The sequence below is a fragment of the Streptomyces aureoversilis genome (assembly GCF_042657885.1).
Classification (GTDB): domain Bacteria; phylum Actinomycetota; class Actinomycetes; order Streptomycetales; family Streptomycetaceae; genus Streptomyces; species Streptomyces aureoversilis.
This window is the reverse complement of sequence record NZ_JBHSKJ010000003.1, coordinates 353,016-376,510: the sequence shown is the minus strand read 5'-3', so window position 1 is coordinate 376,510 and position 23,495 is coordinate 353,016. Positions and strand designations below refer to the sequence as shown.

Genomic DNA, 23,495 nt, shown 5'->3' with positions numbered 1-23,495 from the left:
CCGTGGCGGGCCGCGCCTCGAACGGAATGTTACTCGTCAGTACACCGACCCGTTCACCCGGGCGCAAGGCCGGTCGGCTGTGATCTGTCCAACGCGGGGGACGCGGGACGTCTCAGTCCCGCAGACCGTTGAAGCGCCCCTGGTGGTAGACGAGCGGACGGCCCGCCCCCGCGGAGTCGCCCGCGACGACCTCGGCGAGCACGACCCGGTGGTCCCCGGCGGGCACACGGGCCACCACGCGGCACACCAGCCACGCGAGAACGCCGTCCAGCAGCGGCACGCCCTCCGGCCCGGAACGCCAGCTCGTGGGCGCGGCGAAGCGGTCGGCACCGCTGCGCGCGAAGGTCGCGGCCAGCTCCCGCTGGTGCTCGCCGAGTATGTGCACGCCGACGTGCTCCGCCTCGGCGAGCACGGGCCAGCTGGACGAGCCGGTGCCCACCCCGAAGGAGACCAGGGGAGGCTCCGCGGCGACGGACGTCAGCGAGGTGGCCGTGAAGCCGACCGGACGCACGCCCTGCGCCGTGATCACGGCGACGCCGGCGGCGTGCCGGCGGAAGACGGAGCGCAGCAGTTCGGGGGTGGCGAGGGAGGTGCCCAGCCCGGGCATGGCCGTCATGGAACTGTCCTTCTGCTGGAGGGTCGAGCCGATCCGAACGGTCGTCGCGGCGCTCACGCGCCCGGACAGCACGCGCTCGCCGTCCGCAGCAGGTCGACGTGCGCACGTCCGTGGAGAAACGGTCCTGGCCACACGACGTCACACTGACGATTCGCGGTGCGGAGCGTCAAGGGCGGCCCGGGAGATGGGAGAGGGATCACGATCACCGCGGCTCACCGCGGCTCACACCGCCGCACCGAGCGCGGCGATGACGTCGGCCCTGCGCGGCTGCCCGGCCGCCCGGCGCACGATGCGGCCGGCGGCGTCGAGGACGAGGACGGTGGGCGTCGCGGTGATCTCCAGGGCCCGTACGAGGGCGAGGTGCGCCTCCGCGTCCACCTCGACGTGGGCGACCCCGCCGACCATGGCCGCGACCTGCTCCAGGGTGCGCCTGGTCGCCCGGCAGGGCTGGCAGAAGGCGCTGGAGAACTGCACGAGCGTGGCGCGCTCCCCCAGCTCCCCGCCGATGTCGGCGGCCTCAAGCCGCAGCCCGTCGTCGCCCTCGTGCAGCACGCTCGGCCCCTCTTTCTCCTCTGACGTCCCCCGGTGCAGCGCCCTGGGCGCCGCAGAAAATTCCGCCGCGCCCGCCGGTGGCTTCCGGCCGGTTTCCGGCCTACGTGATGAGGATCTCCCGGCCGCCGGGCCGTCCTCGCTGGCCCCCGGCCGGGCATTCAGGCACGATCTGGCAGAAGCCACACCCTACGGCCGCGTAACTTAGCGGGTACGCCGGTGTCCGGCACGTCCCCCTCCCCAGGCCCGGAAGGAATCTCCCCCGATGGCAGAGCTCGTCTATCCCCCGGTGATCGGTGTCGCCCGCACCATGTTCAAGGCGCTCGACCTGCGCTTCGACATCCAGGGAACCGAGCACGTCCCGGCGCGGGGCGGGGCGGTCCTGGTGAGCAACCACATCGGCTACCTCGACTTCGTCTTCTGCGGCCTGACCGCCCGCCCCGCCAAGCGGCTGGTGCGGTTCATGGCGAAGGAGTCCGTCTTCCGGCACAAGGTGTCGGGGCCGCTGATGCGCGCGATGAAGCACATCCCCGTGGACCGCGCGGCCGGCATGGACGCCTACAAGCACGCGCTCTCGGCGCTGCGCTCGGGCGAGATCATCGGTGTCTTCCCGGAGGCGACGATCTCCCAGTCGTTCACGCTCAAGAACTTCAAGTCCGGCGCGGCGCGGCTCGCGCAGGAGGCCGGGGTGCCGCTGCTGCCGATGGCGCTGTGGGGCACCCAGCGGCTGTGGACCAAGGGTCACAAGCGCGACCTGGGCCGCAACCACGTGCCGATCACGATACGGGTCGGCGAGCCGATGGCCGCCGACCCCGCCGAGCACGCGGACACCGTCACCGACCGGGTGCGCTCGCGGGTGCAGGATCTCCTGGAGGCGGCCCAACGCGCCTACCCCGTGCGCCCCAAGGACGCGAACGACACCTGGTGGATCCCGGCCCACCTCGGCGGCACGGCGCCCGCACCGCACGCGGCGGCCGCCTCGGACCGGCGCGGCTAGGCCCCGTACGGAACCCACGGAACAGAAGCAGAAAGCCCCCGGCCGCGAGCGCGGCCGGGGGCTTCTTGCTGCTCATTACAGGCAGGCGCGGGCCGCTACTGCCGGCCCATCTCCTCGGCGAGCGCCGCCGCGAAGGCGTCGACGTCGGCCTCGGTGGTGTCGAAGGAGCACATCCAGCGGACGTCGCCGGCACCCTCGTCCCAGAAGTAGAAGCGGTAGCGCTTCTGCAGGCGCTCGCTCACGTCGTGCGGGAGCCGGGCGAAGACGGCGTTGGACTGCACCGGGTGCAGGACCTCCACGCCCTCGACGGCCCGCACGCGCTCGGCCAGGCGCGCGGCCATGGCGTTGGCGTGCGAGGCGCTGCGCAGCCACAGGTCGCCGCTGAGCAGGGCCTCGAACTGGGCCGAGACGAACCGCATCTTGGAGGCGAGCTGCATGGACATCTTGCGCAGGTGCTTCATCGCCCGCACCGCGTCCGGGTTCAGGACGACGACGCACTCGCCGAAGACCATGCCGTTCTTCGTGCCGCCGAAGGAGAGCACGTCCACGCCGGCGTCGGTGGTGAAGGCCCGCAGCGGCACGCCGAGCGTGGCCGCGGCGTTGGCGATGCGCGCACCGTCGAGGTGGACCTTCATGCCCCGCTCGTGGGCGTGGTCGCAGATCTCCCGGATCTCCTCGGGCGTGTAGCACGTGCCCAGCTCGGTGGTCTGGGTGATCGACACGACCTGGGGCTGCGCCCGGTGCTCGTCGTCCCAGCCGAAGGCCTCGCGGTCGATCAGCTCCGGGGTGAGCTTGCCGTGCTCGGTGGGCACGGTCAGCAGCTTCAGGCCGCCGACGCGCTCGGGCGCACCGCACTCGTCGACGTGGATGTGCGCGCTGCCGGCGCAGATCACCGCGCCCCAGCGCTCGGTCAGGGCCTGGAGGGCGACGACGTTGGCGCCCGTCCCGTTGAAGACCGGGAACGCTTCGGCCGTGGGGCCGAAGTGTCCGCGCATGACGTCCTGGAGGTGGGCGGTGTAGTCGTCCTCGCCGTAGGAGACCTGGTGGCCGCCGTTGGCGAGGGCGAGCGCCGCGAGGATCTCGGGGTGCGCGCCCGCGTAGTTGTCGCTGGCGAAGCCGCGCACCTCGGGGTCGTGCCGGCGTATCGCGTCGGTCGCGGCCGGCGGGGTCGTGCTCACGGTTGCGGAGTCAGCCACAGACGGGTTCCGTTCACTTCCTGGGCGGGCTTGTCCCATACGCCGACGATGGCCTCGGCGAGGTCCTTGACGTCGGTGAAGCCCGCGAACTTCGCGTTCGGGCGCTCGGCGCGCATGGCGTCGTGCACCAGTGCCTTGACGATCAGAATGGCGGCGGCGGCCGACGGCGCGTCCTCGCCCGCCGCCTTGCGGAAGGAGTCGGCGAGGGCGAGCGTCCACGCCTCGGCGGCGGCCTTGGAGGCGGCGTAGGCGGCGTTGCCCGCGGTGGGCTTGCTGGCGCCGGCCGCGCTGATGAGCAGGAACCGGCCGTTGCCGCTGCGCTGCAGGGCGGGCTCGAAGGCCAGCGAGGTGTGCTGCACGGTGCGGATGAGCAGCTTCTCGAGCAGCTCCCAGTCGGCGAGGTCGGTCTCGGCGAAGGAGGCCGAGCCGCGCCAGCCGCCCACGAGGTGGACCAAGCCGTCGATGCGGCCGAACTCCTTCTCGGTGCGGTCCACCCAGCGGCGCGTGGCCTCCAGGTCCAGCAGGTCCACGGTGTCGCCCGTGACGGTGGCGCCGCCGTGGGCGTAGCGGGCGGCGTCCACGGCCTCGGCGAGGCGCGCGGCGTCCGCGTCGGAGGCGACGACCGTGGCACCGGCCTCGGCCAGTCGCAGCAGCGTGGCACGGCCCGCGGGGCCCGCGGCCCCCGCCACAGCCACGACGGCGCCGTCCAGCCGGCCGTTGCCGTTGGTGGGAGTGCTCATGGTCGTCTCCTTCGTCTGCTCGCTCACGCGGCCACCCGCTCGGCCTTCGCCGCGGTGATCCCCTTGGTCGAGGCGATCACGTGACGCAGCTTCTTGGCAAGCGCCTCGTAGAACATGCTGAGCGGGAACTCGTCCGGCAGCACGTCGTCCACGAGCTTGCGGGGCGGCTGGGTGAGGTCGAGGGCCTCGGGTCCCTTGGCCCAGACGGAGCCGGGGTGCGGGGCGAGGTAGGTGGAGACCAGCTCGTACGCGGCGAGCCAGTGGACCAGCTTGGGCCGGTCGATGCCGTCGCGGTAGAGCTTCTCGATCTCGCCGCAGAGCTGGTTGGTGACCTGCGGGGCGCGGTCCCAGTCGATGTGCAGAGTGTTGTCCGTCCAGCGTACGACGTCGTGCCGGTGGAGGTACGCGAAGAGTAGCTGGCCGCCGAGCCCGTCGTAGTTGCGGACGCGGTCGCCGGTGACCGGGAAGCGGAACATCCGGTCGAAGAGGACGGCGTACTGCACGTCACGGCCGTGCGCGTTGCCCTCGGCCTCCAGCTTCACGGCCTCCTTGAAGGCGGTGAGGTCGCAGCGCAGCTCCTCCAGGCCGTACATCCAGAACGGCTGCCGCTGCTTGATCATGAAGGGGTCGAAGGGCAGGTCGCCGTGGCTGTGCGTGCGGTCGTGGACCATGTCCCACAGGACGAAGGCCTGCTCGCAGCGGTGCTGGTCGCCGACCATCTCCTGGATGTCGGCGGGGAGCTCCAGGCCGAGGGCGGAGACGGCCGCCTCGGTGACGCGGCGGAAGCGGGCGGCCTCGCGGTCGCAGAAGATGCCGCCCCAGGTGAAGCGCTCGGGGGCCTCGCGGACGGCGATGGTCTCCGGGAAGAGGACCGCGGAGTTGGTGTCGTAGCCCGCGGTGAAGTCCTCGAAGGTGATGCCGAGGAAGAGCGGGTTGTCGTAGCGGGTGCGCTCCAGCTCGGAGAGCCACTCGGGCCAGACCATGCGCAGGACGACGGCCTCGAAGTTGCGGTCGGGGTTGCCGTTCTGGGTGTACATCGGGAAGACGACCAGGTGCTGGCGGCCGTCCTCGCGGTGGGCGGCCGGCTGGAAGGCCAGCAGCGAGTCGAGGAAGTCCGGCACGCCGAAGCCGGTGTCGGCCCAGCGGCGCAGGTCCGCGACCAGGGCCGCGTGGTAGGCCGAGTCGTGCGGGACGAGCGGCGAGAGCTGCTCGACGGCCTCCACGACGCGCTCCACCTGGGCCCGGACGGCCTCGCCCGGTGGGGCGTCCTCCGCGGCGAGGTCGATGGAGCCGTCCGGGGACTGCCAAGGCCGGATCGTTTCCACGGCGTCCTTGAGAACCCCCCACGCGGGGTGATCGATCACCGGGTCGGCGGCCGAATTGTCGGTCGCTATCGCCGACGACGCAAGGATTTCCGTCATGGCTGCCCCTCCTCGGGAGAACTTGGTGTTAAGACACCGTATCCGTGCGCGCTTCTCCTGCTCAAGAGGGGAGGCCATAAATTATCCTGCCGAACCCCCGGTGGGGCCGCCGTTTTTCCTGCACACCTCCGCCATATGAGTACCCATGGGTACGTTTCCGTCACACAGGTCCCACAGACCCCATGAGCTGTTCTAGCCGGGATCCGGCCATTCCCCTGCCGCCCGGCCGTGCGCCGCCTCCAGGGGCGCCCCTGTCCCCGTCCCCCGGGCCTACCCCCGCGCCGCCGGTGAATTCATGAAAGTGCAACAGTCTTCCGCTATGCGGACGGTCGGCGGCCCGACCTGGACAGGGCAGTGATCACGCTGCCAGTCTCCCGCCATGCCCGTCGTCGAGCGGCCCACGCGCCGCACCGCCACCCCGGCCGCACCCGCCACCCACCGCCGCACGGCCCGCCTCACCGCCTGCCTCGCCGTCCTGCTCACGGCCGCCGTCGGCTGTGCTCCCCAGGACGACACCGGATCCGGCTCCGCGAAGTCCTCCGCCGGACCGTCCGCGGCGGCGTGCACGAAGGAGAAGCTGGTCACGCAGGCCCCCGGCAAGCTGACCGTCGGCACCGACAAGCCCGCCTACGCGCCCTGGTTCCAGGACGACGACCCCTCGAACGGCAAGGGCTTCGAGTCTGCCGTCGCCTACGCCCTGGCCGAGCGGCTCGGGTACGGCCGGGCCGACGTGGTCTGGCAGACCGTTCCGTTCAACACGGCCGTCGCTCCGGGCGCCAAGAAGTTCGACCTCGACATCAACCAGATCTCCGTCGGCGACGAGCGCCGGCGGGCCGTCGACTTCTCCTCCGGCTACTACGACGTCCGCCAGGCCGTCATCGCCCTCAAGGACTCCCCCGCCGCCAAGGCCCGCAGCGCCGCCGACCTCAAGCACGTCAAGCTCGGCGCCCAGGTCGGCACCACCAGCCTCGACGTCGTGAACGACGTGATCAGGCCCGACCAGCAGCCCGCCGTCTTCCAGAAGAACGACTACGCCAAGACCGCGCTCAAGAACGGCCAGGTCGAGGCGATCGTCGTCGACCTGCCGACCGCCTTCTACATCACCTCCGCGGAGGTCCCGGACGCCCGCATCGTCGGCCAGTTCGGCAGCGCCGGAGACAAGCCCGAGCAGTTCGGCTTCGTCCTCGACAAGGGCAGCCGCCTCACGCAGTGCGTCTCCGGCGCCGTCGACTCCCTGCGCAAGGACGGCACGCTCGCCGGACTGGAGAAGAAGTGGCTCTCCGAGGCCGCCGACGTCCCGGTGCTCAAGTGAGCCCCGGGGAAGCGGCCGCCGTCCCCGAGGGCACCGCACCGTCCCTGGTGAAGGAAGCCGACGCGGACGCCTACACCCCCTCGGCGCGCCGCCTGGAGCGGGAGCGCTTCAAACGCACCCGGGCGCGCCGCGCCACGGCCGTCGCCGCGTGCAGCACGCTGGTCACGGGCGCCGTGCTGTTCCTCGCCGTCGTCAACTCCCCCGGCTGGCAGCGCACCCGTGAAACGTTTCTCAGCGGGCACTACGCGCGCGAGGCGCTGCCCAAGGTCCTCGACGGGCTGTGGCTGAACCTGCGCCTGCTGGTCGTCTGCGGGGCGGCCGTGCTCGTCCTCGGGCTGCTGATAGCGGTCGCCCGGACGCTGCGCGGCCCCGTCTTCTTCCCCCTGCGCGCGCTCGCCACCGCCTACACCGACTTCTTCCGCGGGCTGCCGCTCGTGATCTGCCTGCTGATGGTCGTCTTCGGCGTCCCGGCCCTGCGGCTGCAGGGCGTGACGACCGACCCGGTGCTGCTGGGCGGGACCGCGCTCGTCCTGACGTACTCGGCCTACGTCGCCGAGGTCTTCCGCGCGGGCATCGAGTCCGTGCACCCCAGCCAGCGCGCCGCCGCCCGCTCGCTGGGCCTCAGCGCCCGGCAGACACTGCGCCACGTCATCCTGCCGCAGGCCGTGCGCCGGGTCGTGCCACCGCTCCTCAACGACCTGGTGTCCCTGCAGAAGGACACCGGCCTCGTCTCGATCGCCGGCGCGGTGGACGCCGTCTACGCGGCGCAGATCCTCTCCAGCAAGAGCTTCAACTACACGCCGTACGTCGTCGCCGGGCTCATCTTCGTCGCCCTCACCATCCCCATGACCCGCTTCACCGACTGGGTCACGGCACGGACGGACCGCCGGCGGGCACAGGGAGGCATCGTATGAGCACCGTGACGGATGCCGCTCCGGCGAGCAGCGCCGGTACGGAACGGCCCGTGCTGCGGATGGAGGCCGTGCGCAAGACCTTCGGCGGCACGGTCGTGCTGCGCGACGTGGACCTGGAGGTCGCCCCGCACACGGTGACCGCGCTCATCGGCGCCTCCGGATCGGGCAAGTCGACGCTGCTGCGCTGCGCCAACCTGCTGGAGGAGATCGACGACGGCGCGATCTTCCTCGACGGCGAGGACATCACCGACCCGCGCGTGGACCCCGACGCCGTCCGCCGCCGCATCGGCGTCGTCTTCCAGGCCTACAACCTCTTCCCGCACATGACCGTGCTCGACAACATCACGCTGGCGCCGCGGCGGGTGCACGGCGTCGCCCGCGCGGAGGCCGAGGAGCGGGCACGGGAGCTGCTGGAGCGGCTCGGGCTGGGCGGCAAGGCGGGCGAGTACCCGGACCGGCTCAGCGGCGGCCAGCAGCAGCGGGTGGCGATCGTACGGGCGCTCGCCGGCCGGCCCCGGCTGCTGCTCCTGGACGAGATCACCGCGGCCCTCGACCCCGAGCTCGTCGGGGAGGTGCTGGGCGTCGTGCGCGACCTCAAGGAGGACGGCATGACGATGGTCCTGGCCACCCACGAGATGGGCTTCGCCCGGGACGTCGCCGACCAGGTGTGCTTCCTGGACGGCGGGGTCGTGCTGGAGCGCGGCACCCCCGCCGAGGTCTTCGGCGCACCCCGGCAGGAGCGCACCCGGAAGTTCCTGCGGCGGATCGTGGAGGCCGGCCGGCTGTGAGGCGGGCCCGACGAGGAGGCAGAGGTAAGGGGCTCTGCCGGCAGAAGTAAGGGGCTCTACCCATTGAGCAGAGCCCCTTACTTACCGTTCACCTACCGCCTACATGCCGTCCTTGACGGGGTGACGCCGGCCGTCAGGCCAGTTCCTTGATCAGCAGTTCGAACTCGAGGTCGTCGCGCTGCGGGATGCCGAAGCGCTCGTCGCCGTACGGGAACGGGCTCATCCGCCCGGTGCGCCGGTAGCCGCGCCGTTCGTACCAGGCGATCAGCTCGTCCCGCTGCCTGATCACGGTCATGTGCATCTCGGTCGCGCCCCAGTCGGCGCGCACGAGCCGCTCGGCCTCCGCTATGACGACCTTGCCGAGCCCGCCGCCCTGCATCTCCGGGCTGACGGCGAACATCCCGAAGTAGGCGTGGGTCCCCCGGTGTTCGAGCTGGCAGCAGGCCACTATCCGGTCGCCCCGCTCGACCACCAGCAGACGGCTGCCCGGGTCCGTCACCACGGCCTCGACGCCGTCGGGGTCGGTGCGCTGCCCCTCCAGCAGGTCCGCCTCGGTCGTCCAGCCCGCGCGGCTCGCGTCACCGCGGTAGGCCGACTCGACGAGGGCGACGAGAACGGGCACGTCCTCGACGGTCGCGTCCCGGAAGGTCGTCTCCGTGCTGCTGGTGGTTTCCATCGTGTTCCTGTGGTCCTCTCCGTACGGTTCCGGCTCCACGTGCACACTAACCCGGGCCCCGGGCCACGCCGCCGGGCCCTGGTGCGCCCCTGACGTGCCACCGCGCGTGCGCGGGCGCATTTTCATGGGCTCCAGCGCTCCTCCAGTGCGCCTGTGCGCTCCCATGTGTTCTCGCCCCCGGGGGAATCAACCGGAGGTGGATCTGCACGTCCGGGGAGGTGCGCCGTGCACGGACCGCCGCTGATCGGCTGGCTGCTCGTGGCGGTGTGCGCCGCGACGGGCGCGTACTGCCTGGTGCGCCTCCGCGCGGGTGCGGGAGGAGAGCGCCGGGCCGTCGGGGGCGACGCCCTGATGGGGCTCGGCATGGCGGCCATGGCCGTGCCGACCGCCGTCCTGGACACCCGGCCCTGGGGCGCGCTGCTGTTCGCCGTCGTCTTCGGCGCGGCCGGGGTCCACGCGCTGGTGGGCGTGGCGCGCGGCCGCGCGGACAACCACCATCTCCACCACGCCGTGGGCGCGTTCGCCATGGTCTACATGGCGCTCGCGATGGCGGGCACCCCGATGGGCGGCCGCACGGAGCACACGGGAGCGGCGGCCACTCACGCCGCGACCGCACATGTCCCGGCCGGCACGCCCCTGCTGACGGGACTGCTGCTGGTGTACTTCGCCGTGTACGTGGTGCGCACGGTGGCCGTGCTCGTGCCCGTCACCGTGGCCGCCGGGCAGGTCTCCTGGCCGGGCCGGCCGGACCTCACCCACGCCTGCAGGCTGTCCATGGGCATCGGCATGCTGGCGATGCTGCTGACGCTGTGAGCCCGCGCCCCGTGGAATGCATCACTTCGCGTACCGGACCGTACCCGCGGACGCGGCCACGCTCATAGGCTGACGGCCATGATGGTCCCGCTCGCGCTGCTGGTCCTCGGCGCACTGGTCGCGGCGATGGCTCCGCGCGTGCTGACCCGTTCCGACTGGCCCGACCGCGAACCGGTCGTGGCCCTGTGGGTGTGGCAGTGCGCGGTGGCGACCGTGCTGCTGTGCTGCCTGCTCGCCATGGCGCTGAGCGCCGCAGCGGCCTGGGAGGCCGTGCGCGGGCACGTCTTCGCGATCGCTCCGCACGGCGTGGTCGAGGCCTACGCCCTCACCGCCTACGGTGCGTGGGCCGCGCCGCTGGCCGTGGCGCTGGCGAGCGGCGCCGTGTGGACCGCTGCGATGCTGACCCGCGAGATCAGCTGGTCGCGCGCCCGGCGCCGGCAGCGCCGCACGGAACTGCTCGTCCGCTCCCCCCGGCTGCCCGGCGAGGAGCCGGGCGGGGACCGGCTCGTGGTGCTGGAGGGCGAGCGACCCGACGCGTGGTGGCTGCCCGGCGGCGGCGCGCCGCAGCTGGTGATCACGACCGGTGCGCTGCGCCGCCTCAAGGGCCCCCAGCTCGATGCGGTGCTGGCCCACGAGCAGGGGCACGCCCGGGCCCGGCACCACTGGCTGCTGCACGTCTCCTCGGCCCTGGCCAACGGCTTCCCGCAGGTACCGGTGTTCGCCGCGTTCCGCGACCAGGTGCACCATCTGGTGGAGCTCGCGGCGGACGACTCGGCGTCGCGGCGCTTCGGCCGCCTGACCACGGCGCTCGCCCTGGTGGAACTGAACGAGGACCGCGGGGTGTTCGGGCCGTGCCCGACGCAGCTCTCCCAGGTGCCGACGCGGGTGCACCGCCTGCTGGCCCCCGCCCCGAGGCTGACGGCCGCGCGGCGGCTGCGGCTCACGGCGGTTGCGGCGCTGGTGCCCGCGGTGCCGCTGCTGGTGACGTTCGTACCGGGCCTCAGCGTCCTGACCTGGTCCGGGTCGTAGCGCAGGCCTTGGACGTAGGGCCGGCCTCGGACGCGGTTCCGGCCTTGGACGCGGCTCGGGCCCGGACGTGGTTCCGGCCTCGGCCGTAGCGCCGGAGCGGGCGCCACGGCCAGGGCCGCAGGAGTGGTGGCCCCTGCGGCCCCCCATGCGCGAGGATCTGCGGATGCCCGCCTCTCCGCGCCCTTCGCCCGCACTCCCCCGCTCCCCGTCCCGCATCCGCCCGGCGCCGATCCCGGCCGGGCTCGTCCTCGCGGCCGTCTTCGGCGTCCTGCTCGCCCTGGTCGCGGGCGCGTGGGAGCCGCTCGCCGCGCTGGACCGGAACGTCGCGAACGGATTGCATCCGGTGGCCGTGGAGCACCGTGGCTGGACCCGGTTCGTCCGCGTGCTCTCCGACTGGCTGTGGGACCCGTGGACGATGCGCGCCGCCCTGGCCCTGGCGGTCCTGTGGCTCCTGCGCCGGCGCGACCTGCTGCTCGCCTCCTGGATCGCGGGGACGTCGGCCCTGGGCACCGCTCTGCAGCAGGGCATCAAGGCGGCGGTGGGCAAGGACCGCCCGAGCTGGCCGGACCCCGTGGCGACCGCGCACTACGCGGCGTTCCCCTCGGGGCACGCCCTGACGGCGACGGTGGCGTGCGGGCTGCTGGTGTGGCTGCTGTGGAGGTACGGCGCGCGGGCCCGTGGCCTGCGCGCCGCTGTGGCGGCGGGCGCGGTGTCGGTGCTCGGAGTGGGCCTCACCCGGCTGTACCTGGGCGTCCACTGGGCGTCGGACGTCCTGGGCGGCTGGCTGCTCGGCGGGGCGCTCGTGGCTGCCTCGGTGGGTCTGTTCGGCATGGTGTCGCGGCGACGGGGTTGACGGCTACGGCCAGGGCTACAGCTACAGCTGCTCCGGGGCGAAACCGGGTGGCACTGCATGCGGCCCCGCTGCCGGGGCTGTCGCACCGGTCAGCTTGTCGATCGTCACGTAGCGCGCGGAGTGATCGACCCCTTCGGGGACGTGGTAGTCGAGGGCGGTGGGATCCTCGGACATGCGCCCGTAGGTGCGCACCTCGATGCGCACCCCGTACCAGTACGCCGCGCTCTGACTGCTCTGCGCATGGCGCGCGCAGCTGAGCAGCATCCTCTTGACGGGCTCTTCGAAGGCCCGGTTGAACCGGCTGTTCGTCGTGTTCGTCATGGGCGTCATGTTCTGGGAGTTGCCGGGTCCGCCCAGGTTGTCGTTCCACAGATGGCCCTTCACCCAGCCTCCGCCGTCCCGCAGGTTGAGCTCCTCCACGATGCTGCACTCGCCCGCCTGCGGCGGCCCCCCGAGGTAGGTGTTCCCTGGGGCCACGACGCTGGGACCGACCACGACCGCGACCGACGTCCCGCCCGTACGCCCGTCATACGCGCCGTAATCCGGCCCGTCCCACACGTGCCGTTGCCTGTTCCAGGCCGGATACGGCAGGCTCCCGGTCCGGCCACGCGTCGCAACACGCTGGACCGGTTCCATCCCCCGCTCCCGCATCCGGGCCACCGCGGCGTTGCCGGCCGTGCGGTGCAGCCCCAGCACGGCGGCGGCCCCCGCCGCGGCGGGCGCGGCCCGCCCCACCGCCGGGCCGGGCCCCTCGGTGCTGGAACTCTCTTCCGGGTGTGGACCTCTCACGCGCACCGGGCGGACCCTCCTCGGACACTGGGGGACGGCTGTCTCTCCAACTCTCGGCTCTCCAACTCTCCGATTTTCCAACCAATACGCGAAAGGCTGGGCAGATGACGGGACTTCGCAGGGCACACCGACGAGAAGTCGCCACGGCGCGGCGGGCGGCGGCGGCAGGGGCGGGATCATGACGGTCAAGGGGGTGCTCTTCGACTTCTCCGGCACGCTCTTCCGCATCGAGCCGGCCACGACGTGGCTGGCCGCGGCCCTGGAGCGCACCGGCGTGCACATGAGCGAGGCCGAGGCGGCCCGGGCCGCCGAGCGGCTGGAGGCGGCGGGCGCCCTTCCGGGCGGCGGCAACCCGCTCTCCCTACCCCCGCACCTGGCCGGGCTGTGGGCCGAGCGGGACCGCAGCGCGGAGCGGCACCGCGCCGCGTACACGGGGCTGGCGCGCGAGGTGCCGCTGCCCCGGCCGGAGCTCTACGACGTGCTGTACGAGCGGCACATGGAGCCGGCGGCCTGGCGTCCGTACGCCGATGTGCCCGGTGTCCTGGAGGAGCTGCGGCGGCGCGGGATACGGACGGCCGTGGTGAGCAACATCGGCTGGGACCTGCGGCCGGTGTTCCGTACACACGGCCTGGATGCCTGCGTGGACGCCTACGCGCTGTCCTTCGAGCACGGCGTGCAGAAACCCGATCCCCGGCTCTTCCTGGTGGCCTGTCAGGCCCTGGGGCTGGCACCCGGCGAGGTGCTGATGGTGGGTGACGACCGCCGGGCCGACGGGGGCGCCGCGGCGCTCGGCTGCGCGGTGCACCTGGTGGACCACCTGCCGGTCGGGGAGCGGCCCGCCGCCCTGCGCCCGGTGCTCGGCCTGCTCGGCTGACAGGCCCGGTTGCCACGCTGGTCTGGGCGGTCCCCCGCGCCGCCCAGACCAGCCGACACGCCGGTGCCGCACCACGCCGGGGGCGGGCAGGGCACCGGATACCCCCTGAGTATATTGGCCCGGAGCCAGTCAACGCAGGAGTTGTGGAATGTCCCCGCGCAGCGCGTCGGCCAACGAGGAGATGCGTCGCCGTTCCCGTGAGCGGCTGCTCCAGGCGACGGTCGAGCTCGTCGGTGAACGCGGGTACGAGGCGACGACGCTCGCCGACATCGCCGACCGGGCCGGCACGGCGCGCGGCCTGGTCTCGTACTACTTCCCCGGCAAGCGGCAGTTGCTGCAGTCGGCGGTGCACAGGGTGATGCACCTGGAGCTCGAGGCGGGCCTGGAGCGCGCCCCGTGCGCCCGGGACGGCCGCGAGCGCCTCGCACGGGCGATCGACGCGATCCTGGGGCTCGCACGGGACCGCCCCCTGCTGATGCGCACCCACATGGCCGGGATCCTCCAGGCGGAGGGCTTCATCCAGTGCCCCGAGCAGCAGCGCCTCGCGCACCTGCTGCACGACACGGTGGCGGCCTACGGCTCCCCCGACCCCGACGCGGACTACCCGCTGCTGCGCGCCCTGCTGATGGGCGCCGTCGTGGCGGTCCTGCTGCCGGGCGCGCCCATGCCGTTCGAGAGGCTGCGGGCGGAGCTCTTCCAGCGCTACGGCCTCGACTGGGAGCTGGGCGTCCCGCCCGGCCCCCCGCACGCGGGCGCCTGACCCGTTCTGCCCGGCGGAACCGGCCACGCGCACGCGCCGCCCTCCCGTACCGCCGCTCCGGGTGCGATCCTGGAGGGACCTGCGGGACATCTGCGGACGTCTGCGGAAAGGGGCCCACCGTGCTTCGCATCGCCGTGGTCGGGTCGGGGCCGAGCGGGGTCTACACCGCTCAGGCCCTGGTACAGCAGGAGGACGTCCCCGGGGTGACGGTGGACGTCCTGGACCGGCTGCCCTGCCCGTACGGGCTGGTGCGCTACGGCGTCGCCCCGGACCACGAGAAGATCAAGTCCCTGCAGGGCAATCTGCGGGCGGCCATGGAGCACCCGGCCATCACGTTCTTCGGCAACGTCCCGGTGGGGGACGACCCGCGCGGCCTCCCGCCGCGGCAGCTGCTGGAGCTCTACCACGCGGTCGTCTACTGCGTCGGGGCCGCGGCCGACCGGCGGCTCGGCATCCCCGGTGAGGACCTGGCCGGCAGCTTCTCGGCCACCGAGTTCGTCTCCTGGTACAGCGCGCACCCGGACGCGGCGCCGGACGGGTTCGTGCTGGGCGCGCGCTCCGCGGTCGTCATCGGCGTGGGCAACGTGGCCGTCGACGTGGCCCGCGTGCTGGCGCGCGGCGCGGGGGAACTGCACGGGACCGACGTGCCGCACGCCGCGCTGTCCGCCCTCGCGGCCAGCCGGGTGACGGACATTCACATGGTCGGCCGGCGCGGCCCGTCGCAGGCGAAGTTCACCACGAAGGAGCTGCGCGAGCTGGGCGCGCTGCCCGGCGCCGAGACGCTCGTACGGGCGGAGGAGGCGGCGCTCGATCCCGCGTGGGACGATCCCGCCGGGCTGCCCGCGGTGGGGCGGCGCAACGTCGAGGTGCTGCGGGGCTGGGCCGAACGTCCGCCCGGCGGCCGCCCGCGCCGCATCCACCTGCGGTTCTTCCTCCGGCCCGCCGCGCTGCTCGGCGGCGGTGACGGGGCGGTGCGCGCGGTGCGCTTCGAGCGGACGGCGCCGGACGGGCGCGGCGGCGTCGTCGGCACGGGCGGGTTCGAGGAGGTCGCGGCCCAGCTGGTGCTGCGCTCGGTGGGCTACCGCGGGGTGCCGATCGCGGGGCTGCCGTTCGACGCGGAGCTGGGGATCGTGCCCCATGCGGCGGGCCGGGTGCTGCGGGACGGCGTCCCGTCGCCGGGCGAGTACGTGGCGGGGTGGATCAAGCGCGGCCCGACGGGCGTGATCGGCACGAACCGCTCGTGCGCGAAGGAGACGGTGACGTCCCTGCTGGCCGACGCCGGGGCGCTCGCGGCACGCCGGCCCGGGCCGGTGGAGGACGCGCACGCCGTCCTGCGGGCGGCGGGGCGGGAGCCGGTGGAGTGGCCGGGCTGGCTGGCGATCGAGGCCGCGGAGGCCGCTCTCGGCGAGGGGCTGGGCCGCGGTCCGGTGAAGATCCCGGACTGGGAGGGGCTGCTGTCGGCGGCCCGCGCCCGCAACTGACCCCCGGGCCCGTCCGGGCCCCGGGCGAGGATCAGGACGGGACGGCGAGGCGGGACGCCTGGTGTCCGGCCGCGGTGAGGACGGTGCCGAGCAGGCCCGGGAAGAGCGCTTCGAGATCGTCGCGGCGCAGGGCGTTCATCTTCGCCGTGCCCCGGTAGGTCTGCCGGACCACGCCGCTCTCGCGCAGCACCCGGAAGTGGTGCGTCGTCGTCGACTTGCTCACGGGGAGGTCGAAGACGGAACAGTTCAACTCGCCCTCGACCGCGGCGAGGTCGCACACGATCTGCAGGCGCATGGGATCGGAGAGGGCGTGCAGCACGCCTTCCAGGCGGATCTCCGCGCGGTCGGGGTGCTCCAGGGCACGGCCGCTCGACGACGGCCGGTTCTGTGCTGGCACGGCTCCTCCTCCAGGTGTGTCGGGCTGCTCCGCGACACCTCCATTGTACGAGAGACATCGTAGTTTGACATCCCTCGTACTACGAGGGTTATCGTATGAACCGTTGCCCGCCGCGGAACCCTCCGCGCCGGGAAGACGTCGCCGTGAGTCGCCGTGAAGCGCATAGGAGCCTGCCGTGACCGCCCTGTTCACCCCGTACACCCTGCGTTCGCTCACCATCCCCAACCGGGTCTGGATGGCCCCGATGGACCAGTACAGCGCCGAGGTCTCCGGACCGGGCGCGGGCGTCGCGAACGACTGGCACTTCGCGCACTACACCGCCCGCGCGACCGGCGGAGCGGGACTGATCCTCGTGGAGGCGACCGCGGTCAGCCCGGAGGGCCGGATCAGCCCGGCCGACCTGGGGCTCTGGAACGACACCCAGACCGAGGCCCTCCGCCGCATCACCTCCTTCTTCAAGGAGCGCGGCACCGTTCCCGGTATCCAGCTCGGCCACGCCGGCCGCAAGGCCGCAACGGACCGGCCGTGGCGCGGCGGCGGACCGGTGGGCCCGGAGGAGACCTGGCAGACGGTCGCCCCGAGCGCAGTGCCGTACGCGACGGGCCACCCCGTCCCCGACGAGCTGACGGTGGAGCAGATACAACAGATCGTGGGGCAGTTCGCGGACGCCGCACGCCGCGCCCTGGCCGCCGGCTTCCAGGTCGTCGAGCTGCACGGAGCCCACGGCTACCTCATCCACCAGTTCCTCTCCCCGCTCAGCAACCGCCGCACCGACCGGTACGGCGGGTCGTTCGAGAACCGGGCGCGGTTCGCGCTGGAGGTCGTGGAAGCGGTGCGCGGGGTGTGGCCGCAGGAACTGCCGGTGTTCTTCCGGGTCTCGGCCACCGACTGGGTGACGGAGAACCCCGAGGACGGGCGCGACGGCTGGAGCGCGGGCGACGCCGTGCGACTCGCGCACGAGCTGCGGGCGCGCGGCGTGGACCTGATGGACGTCTCCACGGGCGGCATCACCTCCGGCATCCGCATCCCCACCGGCCCGGGGTACCAGGTGCCGTTCGCCCGGCGGGTCCGCCGGGAGGCCGGGATGCCGACCGCCGCGGTCGGCCTCATCACCGACCCCCGGCAGGCCGAGGAGATCGTCGCCGGCGGCGACGCCGACGCCGTCCTGCTCGGCCGCGAGCTCCTCCGCGACCCGCACTGGCCCCACCGCGCGGCGGCCGGGCTCGGCGCGGCGAAGCGCTTCCCCGACCAGTACGCCTGGGCCGTCTGACGCGCGGGCCGCACGCTCCGCCCAAGGCACACGTACGGCTGAATCTGCAGGGCGCGGATACGTACGGGTACGCACGGATCCGCGCCCTGCTCCGCGCGGCCGTCCGCACGGTCCGGATCCGGGGCCCGGACTGCGGGTGCGGCCCCTCCTTCGCGTACGATCCCGTACTTGCGCAACTGCCAGCAGTTTGTTTACAGGGAGGGGCGGCAGCTGTGGCTGCACGACCTTTGCACGAGATCGTCGAACCGGGCTGGGCGAAGGCCCTGGAGCCGGTGGCGGACCGGATCGCCGCGATGGGCGACTTCCTGCGCTCCGAGATCGCCGCGGGCCGTACGTACCTGCCGTCGGGCGCCAACGTACTGCGCGCCTTCCAGCAGCCGTTCGACGACGTCCGGGTGCTGATCGTGGGTCAGGACCCGTACCCGACGCCGGGTCACGCCGTGGGGCTGAGCTTCTCGGTCGCACCGGAGGTACGGCCGCTGCCCGGCAGCCTGGAGAACATATACCGCGAGCTCCACACCGACCTGGGGCTCCCCCGCCCGTCCAACGGGGACCTCACGCCGTGGACCCGGCAGGGGGTGCTGCTGCTCAACAGGGCGCTGACCACCGCCCCGCGCAAGCCGGCTGCGCACCGGGGCAAGGGCTGGGAAGAGGTCACCGAGCAGGCGATCCGGGCGCTGGTCGAGCGGGGGCGCCCGATGGTGGCGATCCTGTGGGGCCGCGACGCCCGCAACCTGCGGCCGATCCTGGGGCAGGTGCCGTCCGTGGAGTCGGCGCACCCCTCCCCCATGTCGGCCGACCGCGGCTTCTTCGGCTCGCGGCCGTTCAGCCGGGCCAACGACCTGCTGGCGCGGCAGGGCGCCGCTCCGGTGGACTGGCAGCTCCCGTGAGGTCCGCGGCCGCCGCCGTGACACCGCGCCGCGGAGGGCCCGGCCGCTCCGCGGAGCGCCCGCGGCCGCGGCCGGCCCGGTGAGCCCCGCGGGCGGCTGGGTCCTCGGCGTCGACTCCGGCGGCTCGGGCATCCGGGTCGCCCTGCGCCGGGTCCCCGGCAACGGCCCCGCCCCGACCCGGTCCTCCACGGTCCCGGCCACGGTGGGCGAGAAGGGCGTCGACGCCCGCAGCCTGCTCGCCCAGGTGGTGCCGGCGGCCGAGGAGCTGCTGGCCGGAGCGGGGGCGCGGCGCTGCGAGGCCGCCTGCGTCGGCGCCGCCGGCATGGCCGCCCTCGGCGGTGATCTGCACGCCGTCCTCCCCTCGGCACTCCGGGAGGCCCTGGGCGTGCGCGTGCTCGCCCTGGCCACGGACGCGGTCACCGCCTACGCCGGCGCCCTGGGCCAGCGGCCGGGGGCCGTCGTCGCCGCGGGCACCGGGCTGGTCGCCGTGGGCACGGACCTGACCGCGGAGGGCGGCTGGCGGCGCGCCGACGGCTGGGGCCACCTGCTCGGCGACTGCGGCAGCGGGGCGTGGATCGGCCGCGCCGGGCTGGAGGCGGCGATGCGCGCCCACGACGGGCGGGCCGGCGGTTCGCACGCCCTGCTGGAGCGCCTGCACGCGGTCTTCGGCCCGGCGCCGGAGCTCCCGGCCCTCCTCTACCCCCGGGCGGACCGGCCCGCCGTCCTGGCTTCCTTCGCCCCCGAGGTGGGCCGGTGCGCACCGGCCGACCCCGTCTCGGCCGGAATTCTCCGCCGGGCGGCCCGGCACATCGCCGAGGCGGCCGCGGCGGTGTGCCCGCCTGCCCGGCCCGGCGGCCGGGAAGAGCCTCCCCCAGGACCGCCTCCGAGGCCGGACGGGGCGGCCGGGGCCGGCGGGATGTACGAGGTGGCGCTGACCGGCGGCCTCCTCCGCATGGGCGCTCCCCTGCTCACACCCCTGTTCGAGGAGTTGCAAATGCAACTTCCTCACGCGCGACGGGTGGCCGCGGCGGGCGAGCCGCTGGACGGCGCGTTGTGCGTGGCGGAGGCCCTGCTGACGGGCGATCTGCTGCTGCCGGCCGACCCTCCGATGCTCCGGATCGTTTGCTGAACGCTTCTGCGATGAGCGTATTTATGGGCGAATAAATCCGGACAGACGTAACGGGAGCGCCCCCACCCGAACGGCCCAGCGCCTTGAACGACTAACATGCGGCGCCATGAGCTCCCCCACAGGGCCCGCGCCTGGCCTGCCTGTACGAATGCCGCGACCCCGTCAGCCCGGACGGCACCGGCGGCCGGAGCCGGCGGCCGCCCCCGTCGGCGCGCCGCCGCTGGTTCTCGCCGTTCCGGGGCTCCCCGACACGGAGACGCGCTCCCTCGCCGAGGAGATCCTCAGCATCGCGCGCTCCGAGCTCCCGGGCCTGGACGCACGCATCGGCTACGTGGACGCCGACGGGGCCGCCGAGGGCTACCCCTCCCTGGAGTCCGTCCTCGCCTACGCCGCCGCCCAGCGCGCCGCTCGCGCGAGCGAAGCCCGCGAAGCCGGCACCGAGGACGGCGCCGCCGGTGCCTGGGACCAGTGGCCCCCGGCCATCGTGGTGCCGCTCCTGGCCGGCCCGGACAACTCCCTCCTGCGCCGGGTCCGCCAGTCCGTGATGAGCAGCGGCAGCGCCGCCGAGCTCACCGACGCGCTCGGCCCGCACCCGCTCCTCGCCGAGGCCCTGCACGTGCGCCTGTCGGAGGCCGGCCTGGCCCGCGCCGACCGCGCTCGACTGTTCACAGTTGCAACGGCCGCGGACGGGATCATCCTGGCCACGGTCGGCGGCGAGGAGGCCGTGCAGGCCGCCGGGATCAGCGGCATGCTGCTCTCCGCCCGCCTCGCCGTGCCGGTCCTCGCGGCCGCGCTGGACATCGAGGGCGACATCGCCCGGGCCGCCGACCAGCTGCGCGGCTCCGGCTCGCGGAACCTTGCGCTCGCCCCGGGCCTGATCGGCCCGGAGATCGCCGAGGGCCTCGCGGACGCCGCCGCCAAGGAGGCCGACTGCGCCGCCGCCGCGCCGCTCGGCGCCTACCCGGCGATCGGCAAGCTCGTCCTGGCCAAGTACGCGGAGGTCCTGGGCATATCCCTGCAGCCCCAGGGCGTTCCGGCGCACTGACGCGTACGACCGGCGGGGCCGGTCGATCAGACCGTGCCGTGACTGTCTGACCCTTCGGCCCGCCCGCTCCACCTTTGTTCTCTGTTCCCGGAAGAGGGGCTCCCGCGACGCGGGGCCCCTCTTCGGCCGTTCCGGGCCCGCCCGGCCGCGGCCGCCCCGAGCCCGCCGCCGTCGCGGGCGAGGGTCCCGCCGCCGCCTCAGGCGAAGATCACGCAGGATGCCGCCGGTACGGGGACCGAACCCGCGAGCCGCGGCGTCCCCGTCTCCGGGTGCACGGCGAACCAGGTGACGTCGCCGGACCGCTCGTTGGCCGCGTACAGATGACGGCCCGAGGGGTGCAGCGTCAGGTCCCGCGGCCAGACGCCTCCGCAGCCGACGACCTCGGGGAGTCCGAGGACGTCACCGGACGCGTCGAGCGTCAGGACCGAGATGCTGTCGTGGCCGCGGTTGGCCGTCCACAGGAACCGCCCGTCGGCGGAGACCACCGGTGCGGAGGGGTACGTCCGCACGCCTTCGCCCGGAGGCAGGACCCGCGTCTCGCCGAGCGGTTCGAGCACCCCTTCCGCACGGTGCCAGCGGCAGACCGTGACGCTCGGGACCAGTTCGTTCAGCACGTAGACGCGGTCGGTCACCGGGGAGAAGGCGAGGTGCCGGGGCCCCGTGCCGGGCCGCAGGGGCGTCTCCCCGTGGAGGCGCGGCAGGCCGGTCACCGGGTCGAGGGCGTACGTCCAGACCGAGTCCGTGCCGAGGTCGACGGCCAGGAGCCTGCCGCCCGAGGGATCGGGAACGACGGCGTGGGCGTGCGGGCTCTTCTGCCGGTCGGCGTCCGGGCCGCCGCCCCGGTGGGCCATGACCGCGGCCGGGGCGCCCGGCCCCCCGCCCGTGCGGACCGGGAGAGCGCTGACGCTGCCCGATCCGTAGTTGGCGGTGAACAGATGGCTGCCGGTGACGGCCAGGTGCGTGGGGCCGTCACCGCGTACGGGCACCGGCGGTCCGAGCAGCCCGGGCCGTACTGGATCGGCCAGGGAGAACGCCGCGGCGGCGCCTTCGTCGGTCTCGCTCACCGCGTACAGCACGTCGGCCCCCGGCGAGAGGGCGAGGAAGGAGGGGTTCGGCACGGCGTCCGTGGAGCCCAGGAGCGTCAGCGCGCCCGTGCGGGGGTCGGTCCGCGCGACCGTGATGCCCTTGCCGCCGGCCTCGGTGAAGGACCCGATGTAGGCGAGGTGCCCCCGCCCGCCGGGCCGCCCGTCCTCCCCGGCATGCGCGTGTTCTCCGGTCTCTCCGGCCCGCCCGAGTCGTCCGCCGCCGTCCGCCATGCCGTCCTCCCCGCCCCCGAACTCTGTGATCCCGACGCTACACGGCGGTACCGGCCCGTCCCAGGTCAGGCCTGTGCCGTCAGGCCTCCGCGGGGCACTCCGCGGCGCCGCGGGCACCCGCGGCACCCGGCCGCGGTACGGCCGGCACGGGAGGTTCGCACCGCGCCGCCGCCGGGGCGGGCACGCCGGTCCGGGCGGCGTGGCAGGTGACGCACAGGATCTGCCGGGCCGGGGTGGAGCCGTGGGAGACGCCCATGCCGTTCGGGCGGTGCAGCACCGGGCGGGTCATGCGGAGGTGGTCGGGACAGAGGCCGGAGTTGCAGCCGTGGCAGACGGCGACCGCAGGGGTGTCGGCACCCTCGGCGGCGTGGCAGTCGTAGCAGTTCATGGGAGTTCTCCTTCAGGTTCGGACGGCTCCGCCCCGCGGAGGAAGGCGACGGTTCCTCAGCGCACCAGGCAGCTGCGGTCCGCACCGCTGTCGGCGTACCCGATGCGGCAGCACGCGGCGACGAACCGCGAGGCCAGCTCCTGGTCCTGGTCGTAGCGCCAGACCACGGCGATGTCGGTGCGGGGCTCGGGCAGCCCCAGCGGACGCACGCGCAGATCGGCGCTGAGGCTCATCCATTCGGCGATGCCGCGGTCCATGTACGACACTCCGGCGCCCGAGGCCACGGCCGCGGCCACGTTGATGTAGTCGGGCTCTTCCCAGGCGACCTGCGGGGACCGCTCATGGCTGACGAAGTCCAGGACCTTGTCATAGAGCCCGGGGGCGAGCGACCGGGGCCACATGATGAGCGGAAGCTCCCCGGCGGACTGCTCCTCCGCGACGCGGTCGGCGGCGCCGCCCCCCGGGAGGAGCTTGACCAGTTCCACGTCCCCCACCACCGACATCCGCAGGTCGTCCGCCTCGACGGGCGGCCTGACGAACGCGAAGTCGGCCTGTCCGGAGCGCACCAGATTGATGTTCCGTTCCGACCAGCCGGATTCGACGGAGACCGGGACGGCGTTACGCTCGCGGAACTCCGCGACCATCTCCCGCTGGCGCAGGGCGTGGCCCGAGCGGCTGAAGACGACCCGGATCGGGCGCCTGCTCTCCGCGGCCGCCTGCTGGATCCGCGCCTTGATCGAGTACGTGCACTGCAGGAGCCTCGGCGCCTCCTCCTGAAGTGCCTTGCCCGACGCGGTCAGTGCTATCCGCCGGCTGCCACGGCTGAGCAGTTCGGCGCCCAGCTCCTTCTCCAGCACCTTCATCTGGTGAGAGAGGGTGGGCTGGCTCACCCCGCAGCGCCGGGCCGCCCTCCCCAGGTGGAGCTCGTCGGCCACCGCGACGAAGTACTCCAGGCGGCGCAGCAGACCGGAGAGGCTCAGTAAAGGCTCCTCGTCACCCCGCACGCACACGACCTCCCGCCTGAACTGGGCATTGCCATACGAAAGTTGTTTTCCGGGTGCTTCACGAGTGTAGCAACCGTGATCCAAGCGAGGTCAACAACGCGGCAGCAGATACAGGCCGTTGACGGGTGAGGACCGGCCGGGGCCGACGTGGCTCGCCTATCGGCCCATACCGGGCACTTCCCCGGCCTCAACCCGCCCCCGGCCATCCCGGACCCGCCCCCGCCCTGTGACCCACACCACTCGAAGGG

Annotated in this window: 26 protein-coding genes; 14 read left to right on the top strand and 12 right to left on the bottom strand. The window is 73.6% G+C overall.

Annotated features, from left to right (window positions below):
- Positions 1–112: 112 nt before the first annotated feature.
- From ACFPP6_RS07235 to ACFPP6_RS07225, 3 genes are all read right to left on the bottom strand, one after another.
- A complete protein-coding gene (locus ACFPP6_RS07235) occupies positions 113–616 on the bottom strand; it encodes a flavin reductase family protein (RefSeq protein ID WP_382038335.1) in 504 nt (167 codons plus the stop codon).
- Between the two features lie 53 nt (positions 617–669).
- The gene (locus ACFPP6_RS07230; protein WP_372504660.1) at positions 670–750 is read right to left on the bottom strand and encodes a putative leader peptide; all 81 of its coding nucleotides are present in this window, start codon (positions 748–750) and stop codon (positions 670–672) included.
- Positions 751–838: 88 nt separating this feature from the next.
- Positions 839–1,165: a TlpA family protein disulfide reductase gene (locus tag ACFPP6_RS07225; protein WP_382038520.1), complete on the bottom strand. Its 327-nt coding sequence runs from the start codon at positions 1,163–1,165 to the stop codon at positions 839–841.
- 265 nt (positions 1,166–1,430) lie between these two features.
- Here ACFPP6_RS07225 and ACFPP6_RS07220 point away from each other — a divergent pair, with 265 nt between their 5' ends.
- Complete coding sequence (locus ACFPP6_RS07220) at positions 1,431–2,162, top strand: lysophospholipid acyltransferase family protein (protein WP_382038333.1); 732 nt, start codon at positions 1,431–1,433, stop codon at positions 2,160–2,162.
- 95 nt (positions 2,163–2,257) lie between these two features.
- On the opposite strand, the gene ACFPP6_RS07215 is transcribed toward ACFPP6_RS07220, so the two are convergent.
- Genes ACFPP6_RS07215 through ACFPP6_RS07205 form a run of 3 tightly spaced genes read right to left on the bottom strand, consistent with a single transcriptional unit; the run spans position 2,258 to position 5,519 of the window.
- Complete coding sequence (locus ACFPP6_RS07215) at positions 2,258–3,358, bottom strand: threonine aldolase family protein (protein ID WP_382038331.1); 1,101 nt, start codon at positions 3,356–3,358, stop codon at positions 2,258–2,260.
- The gene (locus ACFPP6_RS07210; protein ID WP_382038329.1) at positions 3,337–4,098 is read right to left on the bottom strand and encodes an SDR family NAD(P)-dependent oxidoreductase; all 762 of its coding nucleotides are present in this window, start codon (positions 4,096–4,098) and stop codon (positions 3,337–3,339) included. Before ACFPP6_RS07210 ends, ACFPP6_RS07215 begins: the two co-directional genes overlap by 22 nt.
- A gap of 23 nt (positions 4,099–4,121) precedes the next feature.
- Positions 4,122–5,519: a DUF6421 family protein gene (locus ACFPP6_RS07205; protein ID WP_382038328.1), complete on the bottom strand. Its 1,398-nt coding sequence runs from the start codon at positions 5,517–5,519 to the stop codon at positions 4,122–4,124.
- Positions 5,520–5,898: 379 nt separating this feature from the next.
- Between ACFPP6_RS07205 and ACFPP6_RS07200 the strand changes: the two genes are divergently transcribed.
- The 3 genes from ACFPP6_RS07200 to ACFPP6_RS07190 are packed head-to-tail and all read left to right on the top strand — an operon-like array spanning position 5,899 to position 8,533.
- Positions 5,899–6,831 carry an ABC transporter substrate-binding protein gene (locus ACFPP6_RS07200; RefSeq protein ID WP_382038326.1) on the top strand — a complete coding sequence of 311 codons (933 nt, stop codon included), beginning with the start codon at positions 5,899–5,901 and terminating at the stop codon, positions 6,829–6,831.
- 44 nt (positions 6,832–6,875) lie between these two features.
- On the top strand, positions 6,876–7,745 hold the full coding sequence (locus ACFPP6_RS07195; RefSeq protein WP_382038519.1) for an amino acid ABC transporter permease: 870 nt from the start codon (positions 6,876–6,878) through the stop codon (positions 7,743–7,745).
- Positions 7,742–8,533 carry an amino acid ABC transporter ATP-binding protein gene (locus ACFPP6_RS07190; protein ID WP_382038325.1) on the top strand — a complete coding sequence of 264 codons (792 nt, stop codon included), beginning with the start codon at positions 7,742–7,744 and terminating at the stop codon, positions 8,531–8,533. The genes ACFPP6_RS07195 and ACFPP6_RS07190 overlap by 4 nt, the downstream gene beginning before the upstream one ends.
- Positions 8,534–8,666: 133 nt before the next feature.
- Here ACFPP6_RS07190 and ACFPP6_RS07185 read toward each other — a convergent pair whose 3' ends face one another.
- On the bottom strand, positions 8,667–9,209 hold the full coding sequence (locus ACFPP6_RS07185; protein WP_382038323.1) for a GNAT family N-acetyltransferase: 543 nt from the start codon (positions 9,207–9,209) through the stop codon (positions 8,667–8,669).
- Between the two features lie 225 nt (positions 9,210–9,434).
- Between ACFPP6_RS07185 and ACFPP6_RS07180 the strand changes: the two genes are divergently transcribed.
- From ACFPP6_RS07180 to ACFPP6_RS07170, 3 genes are all read left to right on the top strand, one after another.
- Complete coding sequence (locus ACFPP6_RS07180) at positions 9,435–10,022, top strand: DUF5134 domain-containing protein (RefSeq protein WP_382038321.1); 588 nt, start codon at positions 9,435–9,437, stop codon at positions 10,020–10,022.
- A gap of 78 nt (positions 10,023–10,100) precedes the next feature.
- Complete coding sequence (locus ACFPP6_RS07175) at positions 10,101–11,051, top strand: M56 family metallopeptidase (protein ID WP_382038319.1); 951 nt, start codon at positions 10,101–10,103, stop codon at positions 11,049–11,051.
- Between the two features lie 163 nt (positions 11,052–11,214).
- A complete protein-coding gene (locus ACFPP6_RS07170; protein ID WP_382038317.1) occupies positions 11,215–11,904 on the top strand; it encodes a phosphatase PAP2 family protein in 690 nt (229 codons plus the stop codon).
- 21 nt (positions 11,905–11,925) lie between these two features.
- Here the strand turns inward: ACFPP6_RS07170 and ACFPP6_RS07165 are convergent, their stop codons facing one another.
- Complete coding sequence (locus tag ACFPP6_RS07165; protein WP_382038315.1) at positions 11,926–12,699, bottom strand: hypothetical protein; 774 nt, start codon at positions 12,697–12,699, stop codon at positions 11,926–11,928.
- A gap of 172 nt (positions 12,700–12,871) precedes the next feature.
- Here ACFPP6_RS07165 and ACFPP6_RS07160 point away from each other — a divergent pair, with 172 nt between their 5' ends.
- From ACFPP6_RS07160 to ACFPP6_RS07150, 3 genes are all read left to right on the top strand, one after another.
- Positions 12,872–13,567 carry an HAD family hydrolase gene (locus ACFPP6_RS07160; RefSeq protein WP_382038313.1) on the top strand — a complete coding sequence of 232 codons (696 nt, stop codon included), beginning with the start codon at positions 12,872–12,874 and terminating at the stop codon, positions 13,565–13,567.
- Between the two features lie 148 nt (positions 13,568–13,715).
- Complete coding sequence (locus ACFPP6_RS07155; RefSeq protein ID WP_382038311.1) at positions 13,716–14,327, top strand: TetR/AcrR family transcriptional regulator; 612 nt, start codon at positions 13,716–13,718, stop codon at positions 14,325–14,327.
- A gap of 119 nt (positions 14,328–14,446) precedes the next feature.
- Complete coding sequence (locus ACFPP6_RS07150; protein WP_382038309.1) at positions 14,447–15,808, top strand: FAD-dependent oxidoreductase; 1,362 nt, start codon at positions 14,447–14,449, stop codon at positions 15,806–15,808.
- A 31-nt stretch (positions 15,809–15,839) separates the two neighbouring features.
- On the opposite strand, the gene ACFPP6_RS07145 is transcribed toward ACFPP6_RS07150, so the two are convergent.
- Entirely contained in the window at positions 15,840–16,205 is a 366-nt protein-coding gene (locus ACFPP6_RS07145) for an ArsR/SmtB family transcription factor (protein WP_382038307.1), read from the bottom strand.
- 175 nt (positions 16,206–16,380) lie between these two features.
- On the opposite strand from ACFPP6_RS07145, the gene ACFPP6_RS07140 reads away from it, so the two are divergent.
- From ACFPP6_RS07140 to ACFPP6_RS07125, 4 genes are all read left to right on the top strand, one after another.
- A complete protein-coding gene (locus tag ACFPP6_RS07140; RefSeq protein WP_382038305.1) occupies positions 16,381–17,475 on the top strand; it encodes an NADH:flavin oxidoreductase/NADH oxidase in 1,095 nt (364 codons plus the stop codon).
- 212 nt (positions 17,476–17,687) lie between these two features.
- Complete coding sequence (locus ACFPP6_RS07135; protein ID WP_058042841.1) at positions 17,688–18,365, top strand: uracil-DNA glycosylase; 678 nt, start codon at positions 17,688–17,690, stop codon at positions 18,363–18,365.
- A 79-nt stretch (positions 18,366–18,444) separates the two neighbouring features.
- Positions 18,445–19,494 carry an N-acetylglucosamine kinase gene (locus ACFPP6_RS07130; RefSeq protein ID WP_382038303.1) on the top strand — a complete coding sequence of 350 codons (1,050 nt, stop codon included), beginning with the start codon at positions 18,445–18,447 and terminating at the stop codon, positions 19,492–19,494.
- A gap of 106 nt (positions 19,495–19,600) precedes the next feature.
- Positions 19,601–20,539, top strand: coding sequence for a sirohydrochlorin chelatase family protein (locus ACFPP6_RS07125; protein WP_382038302.1), 939 nt, complete (start codon positions 19,601–19,603; stop codon positions 20,537–20,539).
- A 197-nt stretch (positions 20,540–20,736) separates the two neighbouring features.
- Here the strand turns inward: ACFPP6_RS07125 and ACFPP6_RS07120 are convergent, their stop codons facing one another.
- The 3 genes from ACFPP6_RS07120 to ACFPP6_RS07110 all read right to left on the bottom strand — a co-directional run bounded on the left by ACFPP6_RS07120 (position 20,737) and on the right by ACFPP6_RS07110 (position 23,247).
- Positions 20,737–21,855, bottom strand: coding sequence for a lactonase family protein (locus tag ACFPP6_RS07120; protein WP_382038301.1), 1,119 nt, complete (start codon positions 21,853–21,855; stop codon positions 20,737–20,739).
- Positions 21,856–21,934: 79 nt separating this feature from the next.
- Positions 21,935–22,243 carry a DUF2180 family protein gene (locus ACFPP6_RS07115; RefSeq protein ID WP_382038299.1) on the bottom strand — a complete coding sequence of 103 codons (309 nt, stop codon included), beginning with the start codon at positions 22,241–22,243 and terminating at the stop codon, positions 21,935–21,937.
- Positions 22,244–22,299: 56 nt separating this feature from the next.
- Positions 22,300–23,247, bottom strand: a complete 948-nt coding sequence (locus tag ACFPP6_RS07110; protein WP_382038298.1) for a LysR family transcriptional regulator — start codon at positions 23,245–23,247, stop codon at positions 22,300–22,302.
- Positions 23,248–23,495 lie beyond the last annotated feature (248 nt).

Excerpts from the sequence above, each read along its gene's own strand:
- ACFPP6_RS07175 (WP_382038319.1), top strand. The coding sequence starts at position 10,101 with ATGATGGTCCCGCTCGCGCTGCTGGTCCTCGGCGCACTGGTCGCGGCG.
- ACFPP6_RS07205 (WP_382038328.1), bottom strand. The coding sequence starts at position 5,519 with ATGACGGAAATCCTTGCGTCGTCGGCGATAGCGACCGACAATTCGGCC.
- ACFPP6_RS07120 (WP_382038301.1), bottom strand. The coding sequence starts at position 21,855 with ATGGCGGACGGCGGCGGACGACTCGGGCGGGCCGGAGAGACCGGAGAA.
- ACFPP6_RS07115 (WP_382038299.1), bottom strand. The coding sequence starts at position 22,243 with ATGAACTGCTACGACTGCCACGCCGCCGAGGGTGCCGACACCCCTGCG.
- ACFPP6_RS07210 (WP_382038329.1), bottom strand. The coding sequence starts at position 4,098 with ATGAGCACTCCCACCAACGGCAACGGCCGGCTGGACGGCGCCGTCGTG.
- ACFPP6_RS07170 (WP_382038317.1), top strand. The coding sequence starts at position 11,215 with ATGCCCGCCTCTCCGCGCCCTTCGCCCGCACTCCCCCGCTCCCCGTCC.
- ACFPP6_RS07235 (WP_382038335.1), bottom strand. The coding sequence starts at position 616 with ATGACGGCCATGCCCGGGCTGGGCACCTCCCTCGCCACCCCCGAACTG.
- ACFPP6_RS07190 (WP_382038325.1), top strand. The coding sequence starts at position 7,742 with ATGAGCACCGTGACGGATGCCGCTCCGGCGAGCAGCGCCGGTACGGAA.
- ACFPP6_RS07200 (WP_382038326.1), top strand. The coding sequence starts at position 5,899 with ATGCCCGTCGTCGAGCGGCCCACGCGCCGCACCGCCACCCCGGCCGCA.
- ACFPP6_RS07125 (WP_382038302.1), top strand. The coding sequence starts at position 19,601 with ATGAGCTCCCCCACAGGGCCCGCGCCTGGCCTGCCTGTACGAATGCCG.
- ACFPP6_RS07220 (WP_382038333.1), top strand. The coding sequence starts at position 1,431 with ATGGCAGAGCTCGTCTATCCCCCGGTGATCGGTGTCGCCCGCACCATG.
- ACFPP6_RS07155 (WP_382038311.1), top strand. The coding sequence starts at position 13,716 with ATGTCCCCGCGCAGCGCGTCGGCCAACGAGGAGATGCGTCGCCGTTCC.
- ACFPP6_RS07160 (WP_382038313.1), top strand. The coding sequence starts at position 12,872 with ATGACGGTCAAGGGGGTGCTCTTCGACTTCTCCGGCACGCTCTTCCGC.
- ACFPP6_RS07185 (WP_382038323.1), bottom strand. The coding sequence starts at position 9,209 with ATGGAAACCACCAGCAGCACGGAGACGACCTTCCGGGACGCGACCGTC.